Annotated in this window: 20 protein-coding genes and 1 tRNA gene; 14 read left to right on the forward strand and 7 right to left on the reverse strand. The window is 56.0% G+C overall.

All coding sequences use genetic code 11. The features are described from left to right. Positions 1–63 precede the first annotated feature (63 nt). Positions 64–1,791 carry an acyl--CoA ligase gene (locus LAP85_25795; GenBank protein ID MBZ5499828.1) on the forward strand — a complete coding sequence of 576 codons (1,728 nt, stop codon included), beginning with the start codon at positions 64–66 and terminating at the stop codon, positions 1,789–1,791. 123 nt (positions 1,792–1,914) lie between these two features. Then, entirely contained in the window at positions 1,915–2,664 is a 750-nt protein-coding gene (locus tag LAP85_25800; GenBank protein MBZ5499829.1) for a DUF481 domain-containing protein, read from the forward strand. Between the two features lie 19 nt (positions 2,665–2,683). Here the strand turns inward: LAP85_25800 and msrA are convergent, their stop codons facing one another. Next, positions 2,684–3,244, reverse strand: coding sequence for a peptide-methionine (S)-S-oxide reductase MsrA (gene msrA / locus LAP85_25805; protein MBZ5499830.1), 561 nt, complete (start codon positions 3,242–3,244; stop codon positions 2,684–2,686). 267 nt (positions 3,245–3,511) lie between these two features. Here msrA and LAP85_25810 point away from each other — a divergent pair, with 267 nt between their 5' ends. From LAP85_25810 to LAP85_25825, 4 genes are all read left to right on the forward strand, one after another. Continuing rightward, complete coding sequence (locus LAP85_25810) at positions 3,512–3,799, forward strand: hypothetical protein (GenBank protein ID MBZ5499831.1); 288 nt, start codon at positions 3,512–3,514, stop codon at positions 3,797–3,799. Positions 3,800–4,079: 280 nt separating this feature from the next. Then, entirely contained in the window at positions 4,080–4,505 is a 426-nt protein-coding gene (locus LAP85_25815) for a hypothetical protein (GenBank protein ID MBZ5499832.1), read from the forward strand. Between the two features lie 10 nt (positions 4,506–4,515). Then, a complete protein-coding gene (locus tag LAP85_25820) occupies positions 4,516–4,884 on the forward strand; it encodes a response regulator (protein ID MBZ5499833.1) in 369 nt (122 codons plus the stop codon). Positions 4,885–4,958: 74 nt separating this feature from the next. After that, complete coding sequence (locus LAP85_25825; protein ID MBZ5499834.1) at positions 4,959–5,468, forward strand: DUF6125 family protein; 510 nt, start codon at positions 4,959–4,961, stop codon at positions 5,466–5,468. Positions 5,469–5,557: 89 nt separating this feature from the next. Here LAP85_25825 and LAP85_25830 read toward each other — a convergent pair whose 3' ends face one another. Then, the gene (locus LAP85_25830; protein MBZ5499835.1) at positions 5,558–6,259 is read right to left on the reverse strand and encodes a DUF4838 domain-containing protein; all 702 of its coding nucleotides are present in this window, start codon (positions 6,257–6,259) and stop codon (positions 5,558–5,560) included. A gap of 966 nt (positions 6,260–7,225) precedes the next feature. On the opposite strand from LAP85_25830, the gene LAP85_25835 reads away from it, so the two are divergent. Together LAP85_25835 and LAP85_25840 are read left to right on the forward strand one after the other, a co-directional pair. Beyond that, a complete protein-coding gene (locus tag LAP85_25835; GenBank protein ID MBZ5499836.1) occupies positions 7,226–9,589 on the forward strand; it encodes an ABC transporter permease in 2,364 nt (787 codons plus the stop codon). 438 nt (positions 9,590–10,027) lie between these two features. After that, positions 10,028–10,699 (forward strand): hemerythrin domain-containing protein, encoded by a 672-nt coding sequence (locus tag LAP85_25840; GenBank protein ID MBZ5499837.1) that lies wholly within the window; start codon positions 10,028–10,030, stop codon positions 10,697–10,699. Between the two features lie 84 nt (positions 10,700–10,783). On the opposite strand, the gene LAP85_25845 is transcribed toward LAP85_25840, so the two are convergent. Continuing rightward, the gene (locus tag LAP85_25845; protein ID MBZ5499838.1) at positions 10,784–11,077 is read right to left on the reverse strand and encodes an ATP-binding protein; all 294 of its coding nucleotides are present in this window, start codon (positions 11,075–11,077) and stop codon (positions 10,784–10,786) included. Between the two features lie 826 nt (positions 11,078–11,903). Between LAP85_25845 and LAP85_25850 the strand changes: the two genes are divergently transcribed. Both LAP85_25850 and LAP85_25855 read left to right on the forward strand, forming a co-directional pair. Continuing rightward, on the forward strand, positions 11,904–12,209 hold the full coding sequence (locus LAP85_25850; GenBank protein MBZ5499839.1) for a hypothetical protein: 306 nt from the start codon (positions 11,904–11,906) through the stop codon (positions 12,207–12,209). After that, positions 12,206–12,352, forward strand: a complete 147-nt coding sequence (locus tag LAP85_25855; GenBank protein MBZ5499840.1) for a hypothetical protein — start codon at positions 12,206–12,208, stop codon at positions 12,350–12,352. Before LAP85_25850 ends, LAP85_25855 begins: the two co-directional genes overlap by 4 nt. 63 nt (positions 12,353–12,415) lie before the next feature. Here the strand turns inward: LAP85_25855 and LAP85_25860 are convergent, their stop codons facing one another. Continuing rightward, positions 12,416–14,257: a prolyl oligopeptidase family serine peptidase gene (locus LAP85_25860; protein ID MBZ5499841.1), complete on the reverse strand. Its 1,842-nt coding sequence runs from the start codon at positions 14,255–14,257 to the stop codon at positions 12,416–12,418. A 143-nt stretch (positions 14,258–14,400) separates the two neighbouring features. On the opposite strand from LAP85_25860, the gene LAP85_25865 reads away from it, so the two are divergent. Next, positions 14,401–14,712, forward strand: a complete 312-nt coding sequence (locus LAP85_25865; protein ID MBZ5499842.1) for a hypothetical protein — start codon at positions 14,401–14,403, stop codon at positions 14,710–14,712. A 285-nt stretch (positions 14,713–14,997) separates the two neighbouring features. On the opposite strand, the gene LAP85_25870 is transcribed toward LAP85_25865, so the two are convergent. Further along, a complete protein-coding gene (locus tag LAP85_25870; protein ID MBZ5499843.1) occupies positions 14,998–15,825 on the reverse strand; it encodes an IS1 family transposase in 828 nt (275 codons plus the stop codon). 86 nt (positions 15,826–15,911) lie between these two features. Further along, positions 15,912–16,001 (reverse strand) — tRNA-Tyr (locus LAP85_25875). A 106-nt stretch (positions 16,002–16,107) separates the two neighbouring features. On the opposite strand from LAP85_25875, the gene LAP85_25880 reads away from it, so the two are divergent. The 3 genes from LAP85_25880 (at position 16,108) to LAP85_25890 (ending at position 17,460) form a co-directional block, all read left to right on the forward strand. After that, complete coding sequence (locus tag LAP85_25880) at positions 16,108–16,551, forward strand: hypothetical protein (GenBank protein ID MBZ5499844.1); 444 nt, start codon at positions 16,108–16,110, stop codon at positions 16,549–16,551. Between the two features lie 133 nt (positions 16,552–16,684). Continuing rightward, positions 16,685–17,155, forward strand: coding sequence for a hypothetical protein (locus tag LAP85_25885; GenBank protein ID MBZ5499845.1), 471 nt, complete (start codon positions 16,685–16,687; stop codon positions 17,153–17,155). After that, a complete protein-coding gene (locus LAP85_25890; protein MBZ5499846.1) occupies positions 17,119–17,460 on the forward strand; it encodes a DUF3467 domain-containing protein in 342 nt (113 codons plus the stop codon). The genes LAP85_25885 and LAP85_25890 overlap by 37 nt, the downstream gene beginning before the upstream one ends. A 281-nt stretch (positions 17,461–17,741) precedes the next feature. Here the strand turns inward: LAP85_25890 and LAP85_25895 are convergent, their stop codons facing one another. Beyond that, positions 17,742–18,461 (reverse strand): hypothetical protein, encoded by a 720-nt coding sequence (locus tag LAP85_25895; protein ID MBZ5499847.1) that lies wholly within the window; start codon positions 18,459–18,461, stop codon positions 17,742–17,744. Between the last annotated feature and the right edge of the window lie 314 nt (positions 18,462–18,775).

Consider the following 18,775-nt stretch of genomic DNA (forward strand, 5'->3'; position numbering starts at 1 on the left):
CAATTTTGTTGCTTTTCACGGGTGCGCGCTTCTGCTTCATGAATAATTCAGCTTGGGGCTCTCATGGATCTTTCCCATGCGATCTCCGCACCCTGCGTTGAGATTTTTGAGGTGCGATTGTGCTATTTTGCTGGCATGATTCCTGCCCATCGAGGTGTGCCGCAATGCACGCGGGAGAATTTCGAGCGGGATTTTGCCGGGCGGCATCTCCTGCATCAGGTCATTGCATGGTGGGCCGGCCGCAAGCCACATGATCCGGCGATCATCAGCTATGATCGCGGGCAGGCCGTCGACTGGCTCACCCTGGATCGGGTTTCTACGGACCTCGCCCTCGCTCTGTTCCGGCTGGGCTTCCGCAAAGGCGATTTCCTTGCCGCAGCGCTGCCCATGTCGCTCGAGCACATTTTTCTCGAGTATGCCTGTTTCAAGACGGGCGTAATCCACGTTCCGCTGGATCTCCGCCTGCGCGCCCCGGAAGTGGTTCGATGCCTCGAAATGCTCAAGCCGAAGGGTTTTGCGTACCTCGTCCCCGACCTGGCATCAGCGGCAAAAGCCAACTGCCCGTGGATTGAGCATTGGTTTGCGCAAGCCGATCTGGCAGAGATGATCGCGAAAGGCCCGAGCCCGCCTTCTTCAAGTCTGCAGTCCGCATTTGCCGAGGCTATGGCTGCCGTGGGGGAGAATGACGGGGCTCAGGTCATTTTCACCACTGGATCCACCGGTTCGCCGAAGGCTGCTCTGCTTTCCCATCGGAATATCACCTGCCAGAACATGTGCCTGGGTTCCGGCTTCGGATTTGCGGAGGAACGCATACTTCTCAACCTGCCCCCCTCGCATGTCGGGGGACAGGCCGAAGTGCTCATGACTGCGCTGTACTGGGGCGGGACCGTGGTCACACTCCAGGCTTACGATCCCGCCAAATCGCTCGATGCCGTTCAAAAATACGGTGTGACGATGCTTGGGCAAGTCCCCTCCATGTTCCAGTTCGAATGGCGGCTTTCGGAATTCAGCGGGTATGATCTCTCGAGCCTGCGCAAAGTAGTATATGGAGGCCAGCAGGTATCGCGCCAGTTTCTCGAGCGCATGGCGCAAATGGCGCCCATGATGGCCACCGGACTCGGCTTGACGGAAACCGCAGGCTTTTGCACCTATACGCCTATGACCCCATCCGTCGATGAGGTCATGGCCGGACTTGGGCACGACATGCCCGTGTTTGCCATGTCCATCCGCCGGGAGATGAAGGAGGATGGAGCCGCCGGGGATCCGCTGCCCGAGGGCGAGGTCGGCAATATCTGCTTTTGCGGCCCTCAGACATTCCTAGGTTACGTGAACGATCCCGCATCCACTGCGAAAACGGTGTCCGCCGATGGCTATCTGTACACCGGCGACCTGGGCTGGAAAGATGACGAAGGTCTTCATTTCTCCGGCCGCGCCAAGTGGGTGATCAAGCCGGCCGGCTATCAGGTCTTTCCGGGTGACGTTGAGAGTCACTTCTGCGCCCTGCACGAAATGGTCGCGGCTTGCGGGGCCGTAGGAGCCGAACACCGGCTCCTGTCGGAGGCGATCGTAGTGTTCGTGGAGAAAAAGCCTGGGGCCGACCTCTCTGTCGGCACGCTCAAGCATCATGCCCGCACCCTGGCTTCCTACATGCGGCCGTTTCACTATGTGCTTCTCGAGCCCGGCCAGATGCCGCTCAATCGTGCCGCGAAGATCGACTACGTGCGCCTCAGCGAACTGGCCCGGCAGGAAGTCGACAGTCTGCGCAGCAAGGGCCGTTGGGACCGCGGGTAAGAATCAGTTGCGGTCCCGGATTCCGCCTGCGAGAATTGCGTTACTCAGCAGGAACCGGGAAGGCTGCTGCGCCGCAAATGCGGCTCGGTCAGGAAAGCAACCTGATATTGAGGGGGAAAATCCATGAAACAAAACGCGTTGTGTGCTGTTCTGGTGTTATATCTGACGGCTTTCTCAATCCCCGCTGCTGCCCAGGCACAAGCCCCGGCTGTGCCACCCAAGGTTTACACGGGATCCTTTGGAGCAGGCCTTGCGGTCACAGGCGGGAATACCGATACCGTAAATTTCAATCTCACTTTCGATTTGACGCGGGATCCCAAGACCAAAAACATCATCAAGGCTAACGCTGTTTACCTGAGGTCGAACGCAAACAGCGTGACCACAACAGACCGCCTGTCGCTCGGATTCAGGGACGATTACAGCCTGTCCAGGAGGCTTTTTGTTTACGGTGCCTTGGCATATATGAGGGACCCTTTCAAGGACATCAGCTATCTCATCAATCCCCAGGGCGGCCTTGGCGCCAAGCTGTATGCAACGGACAGGAATACATTCACTGTGAGCGGCGGAGCCGGCGGCGTCTGGGAGAAAGACACGGGATTGGACGTCAAGGCCAGCGGCACTATTAATGCCGGACAATCCTATTCGTTCAAGTTGTCGGATACGACAACGATTACCCAGGTCCTCACGGGGCTTTGGAAAACAAGCGATTTCAGTGATGCGCTCTACCATGCCGGCATCGCTATGGCAACCTCCATCACCCGACGTGTGCAGGTGAAGGTCGAGTTTCTCGACGACTACAAGAACGTGACGCCTAATCCGACCATAAAGAAGAACGATACGGCGTTTATCACCAGCTTCCTTTTTAAGTTCTGAATCGATTTCCTGGACGGTGTTACTTCTGGATAAGTCTGTCCTTGAACACTTTTTTGAACTTCTCCACCTTGGGGGTGATGACCGTAGCGCAATAACTTCTGCGGGGATTGGTGCGGTAGTAGTTCTGGTGATAGTCTTCGGCAGGCCAGAACCTCTTGAGCGGGACGATTTCCGTCACGATGGGACGATTCCAGATGTGCTCACGATCCAGCTTCGCCTTGTAGCTCTCGGCCAGCCTCTTCTGCTCCTCATCGTGGTAGAGAACCATCGAGCGGTACTGCGTCCCGATGTCGTTCCCCTGGCGGTTCCAGGTGGTAGGATCGTGGGTCTTCCAGAAGACCTCCAGCAGCTCGTCGTAGGAGATCTTTTGCGGATCGTAAGTGATCTGGCATACCTCCGCGTGCCCGGTGGTTCCCGTACAAACCTGCTCGTACGTGGGCTGGTCGGCCTGCCCTCCGGCAAACCCGGAGATCACTTTTTTGACGCCACTCAGCCCCTGGAAAATTGCCTCCACACACCAGAAGCATCCGGCGCCGAATGTGGCCAGTTTGAGTCCATCCTTTTCCCCGCCGTCGTCCATAGCTTATTTTACAGCCTCCTTACTTCCTTCCTGCGAATTGACACGCTGATCACCCCCGGTCCCCCTGTCGCCTGCACGTAACGAACCAGGGGGTGACAGCGTCACCAGAACAGAGCCCCGAAAGTGAAGCGGCGTTTTATTCTCAACGTGAGCCACTCCGAGCGCAGTAAGATTTTAGCAAAGTGCTGAATGCTCTTCCAGTTATGCGGTTTGAACCAATTTCTCATCGTATGCGTATTAATGGAATGAAATTCGGGAGGTGATGACATGCTCGCGCTTGGAGGATTATTTCTGGTTCTGCTTGTGGTCGGGATCGCGGTGCTCGCGATCAAAGCCCTGATCGCCCTGATCTTTCTTCCGATCAAGATCGGATTTGGAATCCTCAAGGTTTTGCTGGCGCTGTTGATCGGCATACCCATACTGATCATTGGGATTACGTTCGCAGCGGCCGCAATTCCGCTGGTTCTGGTGGGACTCCCCGTCCTGTTGTTGGTCTTGCTTGTTTTCAGCCTGATAGCCGCCCCATTTGTCATTGTTTTCAAAACCCTGTTTTGAGCGATGACGAAGCGGGCGGGTGAGTGCAACCGCTACACGATTATCTGCCAGAACAACCTGCTCATGCCGGTCTTTACGGCGAGCGAGCGCTCAACCTCGATTTTAGCGACTGGAAAGGCGCGAACAGGAATCCGGACAGAATCCGCAACAAGTTTTTTGACTGACTTTCGATCGCCGCAGCGTCTTTTGTGCTAGATTGGCTCTCCAGACAACAGGCGAATCTTATAATTATGCGTTTTATGTGAGGACAGGTTTTTCGTCCGAGCTGAGGAGGCTTGGTATGGGAAAGATCAACATGGGACGCGTTATTCTCGGCGGTCTGGTTGCAGGGTTGATCATCAACATCGGCGAGTTTGTGCTCAACATGCCGATTCTCGGGAACCTCTGGACGGAGGCAATGCAGGCTCTCAACCGTCCACCCCTGACCGATCAGCCCCCGACGTTCTTCGTTATCCTTTGCTTTATACTCGGTATTCTCGCGGTGTATGTGTATGCGGCCATCCGTCCCAGGTTCGGGGCGGGCCCCCTGACTGCGATCAGCGCGGGCTTGATCGTTTGGGTGCTGGCCGTTCTGTATCCGACGGCGTCAGCGCTTCCGATGCATCTCTTCCCGCGCCGTTTGCTTCTCTACGCTGTCGTTTGGGAATTCTTCGAACTCCCGATTGCAGCCATCGTGGGAGCCTGGCTTTACAGAGAAAAATCCTGAGTGGGGTGGCATGGCACGCATTCTGGTCATAGACGATGATGAGGGAATCACTGAAATGTTGCGCATGGTTCTGGAGCGCAACGGCTATGAAGTGATCACGGCCGCCAACGGAAGGGCCGGGGTGAGGCTCTACTGCAATGCGCCGGCCGACTTGGTCATCAGCGATATTCTGATGCCGGAGATGGACGGGCTCGAGGCTCTCAAGGAGCTGCGCCAGCGGTTTCCGGACCTTAAGCTCATCGCCGTTTCAGGCGGCGGAGCTCGTCTGAAGATGGACGTGCTTAAAGTCGCCAAACTCCTCGGAGCAGCCGCGACGTTTGAAAAGCCTTACAATATGGAAGACTTTCTGGGTACGATCCGGCAGTTGCTGGCCGGATAGCATCGAGGCGGGGCAGTCTTGCGGACGCATATCCCGGGCTGCTGAGCATCCGAAATTGCGGTCGGGAGGCAGGAATGGTTGATGTGGGGCGGATGTCCCGCGAGGATCTGGTCCGGCTGCTGGATGTCTTTGCCAAGAACTGGCTGGCACACGACGGCTCCTGGTTTCTGGCGGCGGAGGAAAAGCTCGGCTTGGATGCTGCCATCGATCTCGACCGGGAATCCTGGCGGCGCTTTGCGGTTGCCGAGGCCCGTCGCATCATGGAGGCATTTGCCATTCCAGCGGGTGGCGGCCTGCAAGCGCTCGAGAAAGCGCTGAACTACCGTCTCTATGCCATGATCAACAAGCAGGCATCGACCTGGACCGAGGACGGCGTGCTGGAATTCCGCATGGTGGAGTGCCGGGTGCAGTCGACTCGCCGCCGCAAAGGGCTGCCTGACTTCCCGTGCAAGTCTGTGGGTATCGTCGAGTTTACGGAGTTTGCCAGGGCCGTCGATCCGCGCATCCAGACGGAATGCCTGGCCTGTCCACCGGACCCGACCGGCGACACTTACTGTCGCTGGCGTTTTACCCTGAAAGAATGAGTCCGAGCCGCCTGTCGCGGGCCCTGACTTTCTCATGACTGCACGGGCCGGAGCCCGTACCCGCCGAGCTTCCTGCGCAAGCGGTATCGTTACCGGGCGACGATCTCGTCGACGAAGACCCAGGAGGCGCCGCCGGCGGAAGGATGCCAGTCCGGCAACTGCTTTGTCCCCTCGGCAATGGGCAGGCTGCGATTGAGCTCGATCGTGCAGAGCATGATCTGGACGTTGGCTGCCGGCCTGGTGATCCGCGGGGCCTGGCGCGAGTACTGATAGGCCGGCGTCGAGATGATCTTGTCCGGAAACCGCGCCGCCACGGCGTTGACGAACCGGATGATCGGCCCGGCAGCCGAGCCTTCCTCCGCGATGATCTTCCTGCAGTCGTCGCACTGGCAGTAGGAAAAATTGTCATTCTGGCTCACGGACCAGATTTTCTTGTCCGGTTGAGCCGCCATTTCCGCCTTGAGCCGCGCGATCGCGATTTCCAGGACCTCGAGGCGGCTCAGGCAGAGCTGGTCCTTGATCCGCTTGCCGTTCATCCACGCGAAGTACTCGGGATGTTCCCCAAAATAAGTCTCCCAGGGGAGGAGCCGGTTGAAAGTGTGGACATAGTAGCCTCGGGCGAAAACGTCGTCGGTGAGGTCCAGCCGCTGCCAATCCCGATAGTCGGGGTCGCGGGCGAATTCGCCGTGGACGACGCGGAATTCGTTGGCCGGGTTTTCGCTATCGAGCAGTGAACCAAGAGTCAGCGTGTCCCGTAACAACTTGTCGGGGCGCTTCGCGCGGCACGGCAAAAGCGGCCGCCACGATCGACAAAAGCCCCGAAAGAAGAATCATGGGCCTGGCGGCTCTGCCTGACCGGAGATCTCTTGAACTCGCTTTACGGGCGACACGGTCGTACTCACCTTTCATATGCGCGCTCCAACGCCATTTTTTTCGATGCGCTTATGTTACTTCCAGCTCACGATGGATAGCAAGCCGAGAGCGGATGCCGCCGATATAGGAAATTAGCATTTGACTCACGGCATTTTCCGTCACACAAGCCAGCATCATGCCCGCTTTTCCCCCGGCGTACCGGCGTCTCGGCGTTTGCGTCAGACTTTCGCAACCTGCCCCCACGACGCCGGGAATCACAAGCCTGTCCGCCCCTCGGCTTTCTCTTTAAAACGTCGTATCTGCTTGAATACGCAATGATTAAGGCCATCGAAAAAAACAGAAAAAGATGGGTTTCCACTATTGGAAACTATGGAAAAAAATTTCAGAACCGTATCTCTTATCCCTCGGCACAGATATCTTGTGGAAAACTTTTCATGGAAAAATACTGTTGACGGCCTGTGCGCATTCTGTCAAATTACACATCGGTCGCTGCAATTAGCGTGACCTTGAACACCGGCAGACGAGTAACGGACGGGCTTAACAGGTTTGTTCGTTGCACTAGGAGGCTGGAGCCAACCGGAAGAAACCAATCGCCGGCTGGCGTTGCTGGAAGAAAGATCCGGCAACTGGTCGCACCTTCTGGCTGATACTCAATCCCGGGCAACGAGCGCCGGATCCCGCCGGGTTGTGAAATTACAGATTCCCTCCGAAAATACGCCAGGCGCCTTCGAGTCTCAGTGATCGTGATCAAGAGCTATGGGATGGCATTTAAAAGGACGTGCCCTTTTATTAAATTAATGTCCTGTTACGCAATTTCGTGAACATGAACTGAGCGGCGAGATCCAGTGTACGGTTTCTGGCAAGACCTACGTCACGCATTCCGAATGCTTGCCAAGAGTCCGGGTTTCACTGCCGTCGTCCTAGTGACTCTTGCGCTGGGCATCGGCGCCAACACCTGCATTTTCAGCGTCCTCAATGCGGTTGCCTGGCGAAATTGGCCCGGTGTCAGCGATCCGCAGCACCTGGTGTGGCTGCGCACCCACCGACTGTTTGGTTCTGTTTCCTATCCGGATTACCTCGATTATCAACAGGAGAACACCGTCTTTTCGGGCCTGGTGATCTCCAGGAGCGCGTCGCTCAACTGGCGGGGCGTCGACGGCGCCGAACGGCTCACAGGGGCAATCGTTTCGGAAAACTTCTTCTCCATTCTGGGCGTGAAGCCTGTTTTGGGCCGCACTTTCTTACCTGGCGAGAAGACACCTGTGGCTGTCGTGAGCTACAGCTTCTGGAGGCGGCGTTTCGGAAGTAATCCTGAACTCCTGGGAAGACCGCTGCTGCTGAACGGGCAAGCGTACTCGGTGGTGGGCGTCACGCCGAAGGACTTCAATCTCACGGACTGGGCGGTGCCGATCGATGTCTGGGTTCCTATCCCGATGCAGCCGCTGGTGATGCCGGACCGCCCGAAACTGCTCGACGAACGCGGGTCGGACTGGTTCGCTGTCATCGGCCGGCTCAAATCCGGCCGCACGCTTGAGCAGGCGCAGGCAGAGATCAGAACCATTTCGGTCCACCTTGATCAGGCTTATCACAACGACCAGAACTGGCGTGTCGACGTTAAGCCGGCCACGGGCCTGGCCACACTGGACCGGAACGACATGAGTTTTTTTGGATTGCTGTTTGTCGTTGCGGGTCTGGTTTTGCTGATTGCCTGCGCGAACGTGGCCAACCTGCTGCTGGCACGCGCCTCGGCGCGGCGTGGGGAAATCGCCGTGCGCCTCGCGGTGGGCGCGGATCGGAGCCGGCTCATCCGCCAGCTTCTGACCGAAAGCGTGCTTCTCTCGCTGCTGGGCGCCGTGGTCGGACTGCTGCTGGCTTTCTGGTCGAGCAGGCTCGTACTCCTGCTCCTACCGACTGGCTGGACCCTTGACGTGGCTCCGGATTCCCGCGTGCTCCTGTTCACGCTCATCCTCTCGATCCTGACGGCCGTGATTTTCGGGCTGGCGCCGGCCTTGCAGGCATCGCGGCTCGACTTGCTCCCCATTCTGAAAGGTGAGGCCTCGACGGCTCCGCGTCGCCATGGTTCCGCATCCCGGTCTCTGGTCATTTTTCAGGTGGCGCTTTCTATGGTGCTCCTGGTGGGCTCGGGGCTGTTTCTAAAGACCCTGCGCAATTACCAGGGAACCGAACTTGGATTTCAGAGTGATCGCCTGCTCCTGTTGTCGGTAGATCTCGGTACTCGAGGCTATTCGCCGGACCAAGGCCGGTTGTTCTACCACCAGCTGCTCGACCGGGCAGCGTCGGTTCCCGGCGTCGAGTCCGCGAGCGTGGCGCAAACGATCCCCATCGGGGCACACAACTCGACACGTATCCAGCGCGAGGGCCACGAATCGCATTCTGATAAGTTTCCGCTTGAGGTGGATTCAAACATCGTCGGCCCGAGCTATTTCGCAACGATGCAAATTCCTTTTCTTCAGGGTCGCGAGTTTACCTCCCTGGATGGCGTGGGCGCTCCGGGTGTGGCCATCATCAACGAGACCATGGCACGCAGCTTCTGGCCGGGGGAAATCGCATTGGGCAGAAGGCTGCGCCTTGCCGGCATGGGCATCGGGCCCTGGCTTCAGATCATCGGCGTGGCCGGGGACAGCAAGTTCCGCGGCCTCGACCAAAAGCCGCTTCCCTTGCTGTACCTGCCGATCGGCCAGCACTATCGGCCGGAGATGGTGCTGCACGTCCGCGCTTCACAGCCCAAGAGCCTTATTGGGACACTGCGGCGCGAAGTGAACGCGCTTGACGCAAACCTGCCAGTTTACGCCGCCGGCACTTTCGCCGAACATCTGGACGCCGAACTCCTTGACCAGCGCATCATAGCCACGCTGGTTAGCGTCTTTGCGGCGGCCGCAATGTTCCTGGCGTCCATCGGGCTTTACGGTGTCATTTCCCAAGCGGTCGGTCAGCGCACGCGTGAAATCGGCGTCCGAATGGCCTTGGGAGCGGAATCGCGCGACATCCTGAAGCTGGTTCTGGGAATGGGTCTGACCTTGACGTTTGCCGGGATTGGCATTGGTGCCGCAGCGGCCCTGGCGCTTGCGCGCCTGACCGCCAGCCGGCTCTATGGAGTGAGCACCACGGATCCGGCATCCATCCTGACGGCCGCAATGCTGCTGGCCGTTGTGGCGAGTGGAGCCAGTTATATACCGGCTCGGCGGGTGGCGAGTAGCGATCCCGTGGCGGCATTGCGCCGCGAGTGATCGAAGTGTCCAGAATTGCGACTTCCTATCGGAAGCAGTTATGTGGATTGCGGGCAGTTGCAGGCTGCCCCGTTGTCCCGACGGGCTTGTGGAAATTTGGATTGGGATAACCAGCCACCGGCCCGAAATACGCGCTACTCGTAGAACTGGCGGAGCATCCCAGGGGATCCGGCCGCTTGCGTTCACTTCTCCGGTATCGCGACAATACGTGCAGGTGACCGAAGGAACAGACAGCACAACCACCTCGAGAGGAAACGGGAATGCGGGGACTCAGCATCCGGCTTGTCCTCATTGTCAGCGCAATATTGCGCAGTCATTGGTGCTGGTCGCCGTCGCGTTACTGTATCAGATCTTGTCCAACCTACCCGTGTGCGGTAAAACAAATTAGGAGCAGTTCCGCATTTCGGCCCGCTTTTCGCGTACACAGGAGGTTTCCACATGACCGGACAATCAAAACCAAATGTGGTTGCGAGTCTCCTCTGCATTCATGCGGCAGTGACTCGCGGCCTGGAAGTGGCACTCACCAGCGTAAAGCCGCTCTGCGAGGCTTCATCAGACGCTTCGACACGGGAAGGCTTCCTGAATTATGTTCGAGCGCTTTCCTCGATCATCCACGGCCACCATCTCACGGAAGACGAGCTTGCATTCCCATGTTTTCGAAACAAGCTGCGGGAGGCGCCTTTTGATCTGTTGATGATGCAGCACCAGCAGATCGTTCCTGTTCTCAAGGAGATCGATGCGGCAGTGGCCATGTGCGATGAAGGGAGCATGTCGGAGGGATTCCGGCGACTGGACCGGGCGCTGGAGAGAATGATTGCCCTGTGGCGCCCGCACGTTCAAATCGAGGAGGAGCACTTCACGTTTGCGTGGCTCGAAAGCCTCCGGATACCGGACGAGGAACACGCGAGATTGATGAATCAGATAGTGGAGCATAGCCAAAAACATACCGGACCGCCGTATCTTGTGCTTCCTTTCATGCTTTACAACTTGCAGCCGGACAAGAGAGCGCTGATGGCAGCCGATTTTCCACCTGAGGTATCCCAGCATCTTATCCCGGTTGCCTGGAAGGATCAGTGGGCAACCATGAAGCCATTCCTGCTTGAGCCATGACTTGATCGAGGGCGTCATGTGCGCGCCGCGCAGAGCAGGGATCTGTCGGCGTATTCGGCAAGCGAAACCTCGTTCAGGTTGCGATCATGCCAGGGAATCGCCAAACGGTGTGCGCATATTAGCTCCAGCCTCGGCGGCCACTTCGTTAAAGCGGATCGTGAATCGAGTGGGATCGCCGGGGCGACTCTCGAGCGAAAACTCGAAACCATACCGATTCAGGATTTCTTTTACCATAGTGAGCCCGATTTCCCGGCCATTGGCCTTCGTGCTCAAGAGCGGGACGGATAGATTCGATTGGGCCTCCGGCGTGATTCCGATGACCGAGTCCTGAACATGAACACCTGCAGAGATTGCTAGTAGTGTGTCCAGATCCTCGATCCTGTAGCATGGTTTTCAAGTCTGATTGCATTCATAGGCTGGAGCGACGGTGCAAGTCGACAGAATGCGCATTTTAAGATTCTGGAGGTAGCGACCCCAAACCCGAATCTGGTAGGAAGGGCCGCGGTGGTGTGTCAGAATCAGAACTGGTCCCAAAATATTCCGCTGAAAATGGCTCCCTTTAAAAAGCCTGCTAACATGCGTCCCGGCGCATGAACAACTGCTCCGAAAATAGCCGTGGCGCTTGGGGATTCTTCGAGTACTTTGAGCCTTCGAGGTGGGCTCACCTCCAAGGCTCAAAGATCTCAAAGGAGCTCTAAAAATCATGTGCAAGTTTTCATGCGCTTGGGTGCGCGCCCCGCGCATGAGGGACTGCTTCGAAAATGCAAAGGCCGCCATGGAGAACACGCATGCTGTTGTAAGGATGCATCTGCTGTAATCTGAATAGCTTACAGTCCATGATGTCATGCGGAAAAATTAAGGTTTCCAATAGCGGAAACTATTGTAAAAAAATGCAAAACCGTATCTCTCATGTGTCGGGACAGATATCTTGTGGAAAACTTTCTTTGAAAAAATATTGTTGACGGCTTGCGGGCATTCTGTCAAATTGCATATCGGTCGCTGTAGTTAGCGTGACCTTGAACATCGGCAGACGAGTGACGGACGGGCTTAACAGGTTTGTTCGTTGCACTAGGAGGCTGGAGCCAACCGGAAGAAACCAATCGCCGGCTGGCGTTGCTGGAAGAAAGATCCGGCAACTGGTCGCACCTTCTGGCTGATACTCAATCCCGGGCAACGCCTGCAGCATCTCTATCAGGGTTTTGCCATGGTTTCCATCAACGTCACTCCGGGCCAGAACGGGGAAATACCCGCGTGGCGTGCCAAGGGCAAGTACACTTTTCCGGTGCTAGTGGTAGATGCCTCTGATTATGCCCGCGTCAACTACAGCGTCTCGGGCACGCCGACCAACCTGCTGCTGAATGCCGACGGCAAGATGGTTTTTCGCCACATCGGCTATGGGCCCGGAGCCGAAAGGACGATGGAAGCCGAGATCAGGGAACTCCTGGGATTGGATCCGTTCGAAGGCCTCGAAGCCACCAAGCGGGCGGAGGAAACCAAGAAAGACTCGTGATTGCCATTGCAGGTTCAGGGCTTCCGAACGCAGCCTTCTGGGATCTCCGGGTTCACCCGCGCGACAACATGCCGGGGATCGCGACCGACGGCCGTGGCTTGGGAGTCATCGACAACGTGTCGGCGATCCAGAACCCCGAGTAAAGACGGCCGGCAGCAGTCGCATTTCGAAAAGGCCCCCGGTTTCCTTCTTGCGTCGCGGGTTGCTTACTGGCGCCAGGCGAACTCGCCCGAGTCCACGTTCCAGTCGGCTCCGAAGAAGCCTGCCGCTCTGATGCCGGCGCTGCCCCGGGTCAGGATATCCGGTCCGAGAATAATCCAGTCAGGGTAGGAGACGCCGGAGCTGAAGTAGGTCAGTCGATCGGTGAGCCTCATCCCAGCGATGCCCGATCCTGTTACTACGGCGACGGACGCGCGATTGCTTCCCGGCCTCGGACGCAGAAACAGGCACGCCAGATCTTCCCCTTTCTCCTCGCGCCGGCCGATGCGGATGGATCCTCCTCCCGCCTGTACCGGGCTGTCGGCCAGCAACTGGCTCCAGGCAGAGTTGGTCTGGGCGTTGCCGTACAGGATCACGTCGCGGTCAGGCTCTGCCGCCGCCTGGAACCGGACATCAGGGATCACATCCGGCGAACCGTTCCCACGGTACCAGAATTGTTCCGCGTCGTAGCGTGCCTTGGCGAACGCCCAGGCGTTCTCCTCCGGCGACCCGTGAGTGCCGTAAACCATGATGATCCGATTGCGAAAGGCTTCCTTAAAAGGGCCGTAGCGCTGCGGTCCTTTCAACGCCATGGATGGCTGAGTTATCGGAGCCCACTTATCGCTTTCCCGCTTCAACCAGATCTGCGGCGCGCCAGTGGGCCAGGCGATGCCGTCGATCTTCTGGCCGTCCAGTTCGACCAGAATCGGTTTCCCTGGCGGAACATGGTCGAGGCGGAAGGACAATCGGGCGACGTTTTCGGTGGTACCGGCAAAACGCCGATGCCCCGGATCATATTGAATGCTGACCGAGCTGGGCTTGAGCGGGTGGATTTGGGCCTCGATGCCCACCCAATGGGACCACGCAGATACGCCCGGATTTGCAGTGACGAACTCCACTTTGCGGATGCTCGAATTGCCGGGAAGCGTGTGCCGGGCGAAGAAGTCGAACATCGGCGGCCAATCGACACAGGCAGCTCCCGGCTCGTCGGAGACATTCCACCAGTGGCCGGCTCCCGGTTGCTCGTGGAAAACGAAATCCCGGTGGAAACTGCTCAGGTTCTGGTTCATGGTCCTGGCTTGCGCCACGGGGACGTTGTCGTCGGCGGCGCCGTGCAGAATATACACGCCCAGCTGGGCGTAGTTGCGCATGAGAGATGTTGTGTCACTGGGCGCCGAGGCTCGCTGCAGCATCTCCTGGACCGCACCCGTCTGGGCATCACGTGTTGCCCTGCCATAAGTCGCCCAGCTGATCCATCCGGCGCTGGGGCCGATGGCGGCGAAACGATCGGGGAACGTTGCTCCAAGGATCCAGACCCCGTGCCCGCCCATGGAGTGACCTGTCAGGTAGGTCCGCTGAGGGTCGGTTTGCAACCGTTTGCGAGCGAGGTCGAGCACCTCGAGGGCGTCCAGCCTCCCCCAATCTTCCCAGTCGAATCCGTAGGGTCTGCGATTGGTAGGCGCAACAATGTAGCCCCAGGATTTGCCGTTGTAGGCACCAGCCTGGCCGATGGCTTCAACACCGGCCCCATGCAGGGTGAGAAAGAGCGCCGGTGTGCCATCCGCCTTGGCCCTCGCGCCGGATGCCGTTGAGGAGGGCACCGCCGGCTGTGCCGGGTTCACGGCGTAATACTGCACGCTGCCGTCGATGCCGCTGATGAATGTCTGCTTGTAGGTCTGAGAGGGTTGACGCACACGGAGGTTGAGCCCGGCCGTATCCATCGTCCGCGTCCGGCCTGCCTCCGTCACCATCAGTCTGAGTTCGACCGGGAGTTTGTCGACGGCCGCGACGGCAGGCCCCCTCAATTGGAATCCGATTTTTCGCTCGCTGAAAGGCGGGATTCTGGGCAAGGGGGTCTGCGTTGGCGGGGCCTGAGCATAAGAAGCGGTGATTGTCAATTGTTCCATCGGCTGGGTAGTGGGTCATTTTGAGATTTTGGGGTTTGGGAGTAATATCGTGGGCCGCACCTCAATGACAAGCGATGGAGCGAATCATGCCCACAAACCAAGAACTGATCGCCAAAGCAATAAAAGAGCGACTGCAAATAAAGGCGGTCTATGAAAATTACCCGAGAGAGATGTGTCCTCACATCCTCGGATGGAAAAACGGGGTCATGCGCGTTCTTTCTTTTCAATTCGGCGGTAGCACTTCAAAAGGTCTTCCTCCGGGTGGAGATTGGAAATGTATGGAGGTAGGCAAACTCATGCATATTTCCCTGCAGGCGGGAACATGGCATGCTGGTAGCACTGGCGGTTGGCATCGCAAACCACAAACCTGTATCGATCAAATCATAATACAGGTGTAGGTTAGTCGATGGAGCGGTTTTTGAAGTCTGCGTATTCCAGTGCCCTTTCCTTGGCGATTGGACCGCAAAATAATGCTACGTAAACATCTCCGGTTGATAAATCCAAACATTCAACCCTCCATTGATGAGGGTCGATCCTATCTTCAATGGCTTCGTGTTTTAACGAGGGAACATCGGAGGTAACAGAGTGGACGGTTGACATAGACACAAATCTCCTTTATCGTAGATTTGCGTCCACGTTTTTGAAACCCGATGCCCGTCGGGTTTTACAGTTTCTCCGCGATTCTAATACTTCTCCGTCAAAAGCGCAATCTCTCGGATCTCCATCGGACTTTCCATCAATCTCGCTTCCATCGCAGGAGTCACGCGCAGAGTTTGGTGAATCCGCACGAAGTTGTAATACATGTAATGCAGCGAAATAGCCGCCACGTGGTTTTCAAGCTTTTTGGAGAACGCATTTGTGAGCCGCGTAAACCGGCGCATGTTCATCCTCATGGTTAGGTTCTGCCGTTCCACAAAGCTCGTGGAAATGTGCTTCCGATCAGGATCTCCCATGATCCGCTCGGTTTTGCATCCGATGCATTCTGCCGGACTGTAGCGCGTTTCTTCCTGAACTGCCCCGTAGATCTTCACCAGCATGGCATAATCGATCTGAGAACCAAAGGCACCCTCTACGGCATCCAAATAGACCCTGTGACCGTCCGTAGTGAGTTGCACTCGGTTTGCCAAACGGTCGGCCAGATCCCTCATGAACTCATAAGCGGTATCGCCGTCACGGGGACCAATAGCCCAACTGATCATAAGTTTCGAATCGGCATCCAAGGCAGTCCAGGTCCAAACATCACCAATTCCAAAATGACCTTTGAGAGGAAGGGGAACGTTCTTTTGCTTCGCATAAACGAAACTCCAGATCTCATCGCATTGAACGCGCCTGGAGCGGATATTCCGAAGCTTTTCATCCTGAAACTTCAAGCAGGCCTTTCCAACTTCAACCAAGAGCTTTAGGACTGCGCCCTTGCTGTGTCCGGTCATGCGGCAAGTGGCGCGGATGGAATTGCCTTCTACCAGAGCCCCGATGATCCTTGTTTTCTCGTCTATGCTTAGTTTATTCATAATGCTATTATGCTTGAACGGCTCAAGCATTGTCAAGAAAAATCGACACAATGCGTGCCTTTTTTTCGCATCGGACGTATATTAATTGGCGGCGGGTGTCCGATTCGGACGGACGAACGGTGAAAGCCGTTGCCGGGGTTACGGCCCGGAGCTATAGGCCACTCAGCCAACCCGCCGTTCATTTAGGCCAGCAGTTCAGGTTTCAACGCCTTTGGATTGCTGGCCTTTTCCTTCAGAATGTATATAATAAATAAATGATATGGAAATGTCAACAGAATCCTCTTGACATATAATAAAAAAATGATATGCTGTCCATCGGATCGTAATTGGACGTTTTGGGATTTTCAGTATGAGAATGGATCCAACCCGATCGATGACTGGTATCAGCAACTATCTGAAGACGCAACGTTTCAGCTTAATGCCTTGTTGAAGATGAACCAGAAAATCGAATTGCCAATGAATTGGCAAGGATCTAGGGGTTTTCTTTCTGGAAAGCCAAGAAAAGAAAGAATTTGGGAATTAGGATTTGTTGCCGACAGGAAACAATATCGCCTGATGGGAATCTTCGCCGAGTTGCGCAAACATGCGATTTTCTTAGTCGGATGTTATCATAAGGGCAGAGTTTATACGCCTCCAGATGCTACACAATTAGCTTATGAGAGGGCCAGATTAGTCAAGGAAAAGAGGGCTGGTTATCGTGAGCGAAAGATCGAAAATAATATCTAGACTTAGAGATAGCAAGGCATCTAGAGCCTCCTACATAAAAGCAAAACTAAGTACTCTAATTCCCGCACAAATCCGAGCTCTACGGCTTAAATCTGACATGCCACATCAGTCGGATCTCGCACAAGCGGCGGGAATGAAGCAATCCCGCATTTCAGTGATGGAAATGCCCGGAGCCGTTAATTTTAACTTGGAAACTCTTGTCCGGTTAGCATCTGTTTTAAGGGTCGGGTTGCTAGTTAAATTTGTTTCTTTCAGTGAGATGTTGAACTGGGAGAATGACTTTTCGCAAGATGATTTTGCGGTAACGAGACTAGATGATGATGCCGACTTTTTGATTCCTCCAGTAAGCACTCACGCTTTAAATCAGACCGGAGGAAGGACCATACCCAACTGGGAAGCCTTTCCTCTTTCAAAATCACCGGGAGCGTTGCATAAAATTTGTATTGCTGTTGGCACTGCCCAATTTATAGAAGTTAACGTGGAATCTTGTGATCCGAAATTGCCACAGAGAACAAATGATGTGCATCAGCGAGTGGAATTAACAGGTCAAATACGCGAGGATCGCCAATGGAAATCAAACTGTCTTCCCCAGTCTCTCTTGTAAACGTCGAACATGAACGCTCAGAAGATTTTAAAGTTATTTATTCGAACGCTGCATTCATGGGTGCTAGTTTTTATGACGTTTCTATTACATTTGGCACGATCATGGGCGGGAGCCCAGAAGAAGCGCCAAAAATCAGGGATCACGTTACGATAATGATGTCATGGGAGCATTTGAAAGCACTCCACAGCGCAATCGGCAGCGTTATCGAAAACTTCGAAACAACAAATCAGGCAAAAATACGGCAACCCCCAGTGTCGGGTATGCAACTCTTAACTATTCCAGAACCATCTGTACCCAAAGAGTGAAAATTCTAAGATTGCGTCTTCCATCGCGCGCTAGCTGCCTTCCTAGCGATCTCTTTCCTCTTCGCAGCCGACAGCTTCGCAGCCCTAGCCTTCCCGCCCTTTAATCCCCCTTTGCGTCCGATTTGCGAGAGATAGGCGGAGACGGGGTTCTGTTCAGATTTGCTTTCTGGTGCGGATTCTTCAGTGGAGAGCCGTACAATCTCAGCGGCTCTCTGGTTGGCGTCTTTAGGTAATTTGCTTGAGCGGATCATGCTCCCATTGTCGCAGATAGGAAGCGAAAGTCAAGAGCGCCCATTTTCAAAATGACCCACTACCATCGGCTGGGATGTGGCATTCAAGACCACGACTGCGGCCCAGGTCTGCACCTTCTCACCGGCGATCAAGTCCGGCAACGTGGCGTCGCCGGCATCGAGGGCGACCACCGATTTCGGGGCCACCAATCTGGCTTTCATCTTTCCCCGGCCGTAGAGGAACAGGAAATCGTTGGGGCCCGGATGGAGCAAGACGGGAAGCCGCACGTATCCGGTTGAGTAAAGGTCTCCCATTCGAGGCTCCCCATTGACATAGACCATGCCATGCCCGGACGCTTCCAGGATCATCGCCCGCGCAGCCGGCACTTCCACTTGTGTGAAGGCATAGCCTCCGGTCCACGCTTGTGAATCAAGCGAGCCATCCTGGCCGGCAGCGGCTTTCTGCCAGGTCCGAGTGGTTCCGTCCGCCAATGTCACCGTGTCGCCGGCCTTGGGCGCGGACCAACGCCCGGAGACGATCTGAGCTTCGACGGCATCGACATGAACCGCTGAGCGGCCTTGAGAAGTAATCCGCCCGATCAACAGAAAGTCGCGAAGCTCGATGACCTCCGGCTTGGATGTCGCTGTCTCTTGCGCCAGGCTCCAATAACTCGCCAAAAGGCCTGCGACCGCGAGACCTGCGGTCACACACAAGGCAAACATGCGGCGGACAGTGCGAACAGAACGGATAAGGCGCTCGAAGCCGGTCATGAGATCTCCTCTGATTCCTAAAATGAGGAAGTAACGGTATGCCTACTCTGGTTACTCTTCCGAAGGCCCGCATTCTATACCAAAAAACGCCACCGCTGCGTTGAATCCAGTTCAGGACGGGATAAATCAAGTCCCCGCGAATACTGGCTCTCAGGAGGGCTTGGGTGCAGTGGGGCCTTAGGGCCCGCGCAAAAATAAGTTCACATTTTGGCTATGAGTAGATTGCTGTTGCTCGGGGATTTGGCGCAATTGTGTAGTTCCATTTTGGCAGAGTATCGTGTGGATGCAGACGAAGTTGACGGCGCTCTTCGTCA

The sequence above is a fragment of the Terriglobia bacterium genome, from assembly GCA_020072565.1.
Classification (GTDB): Bacteria; Acidobacteriota; UBA6911; order UBA6911; family UBA6911; genus JAFNAG01.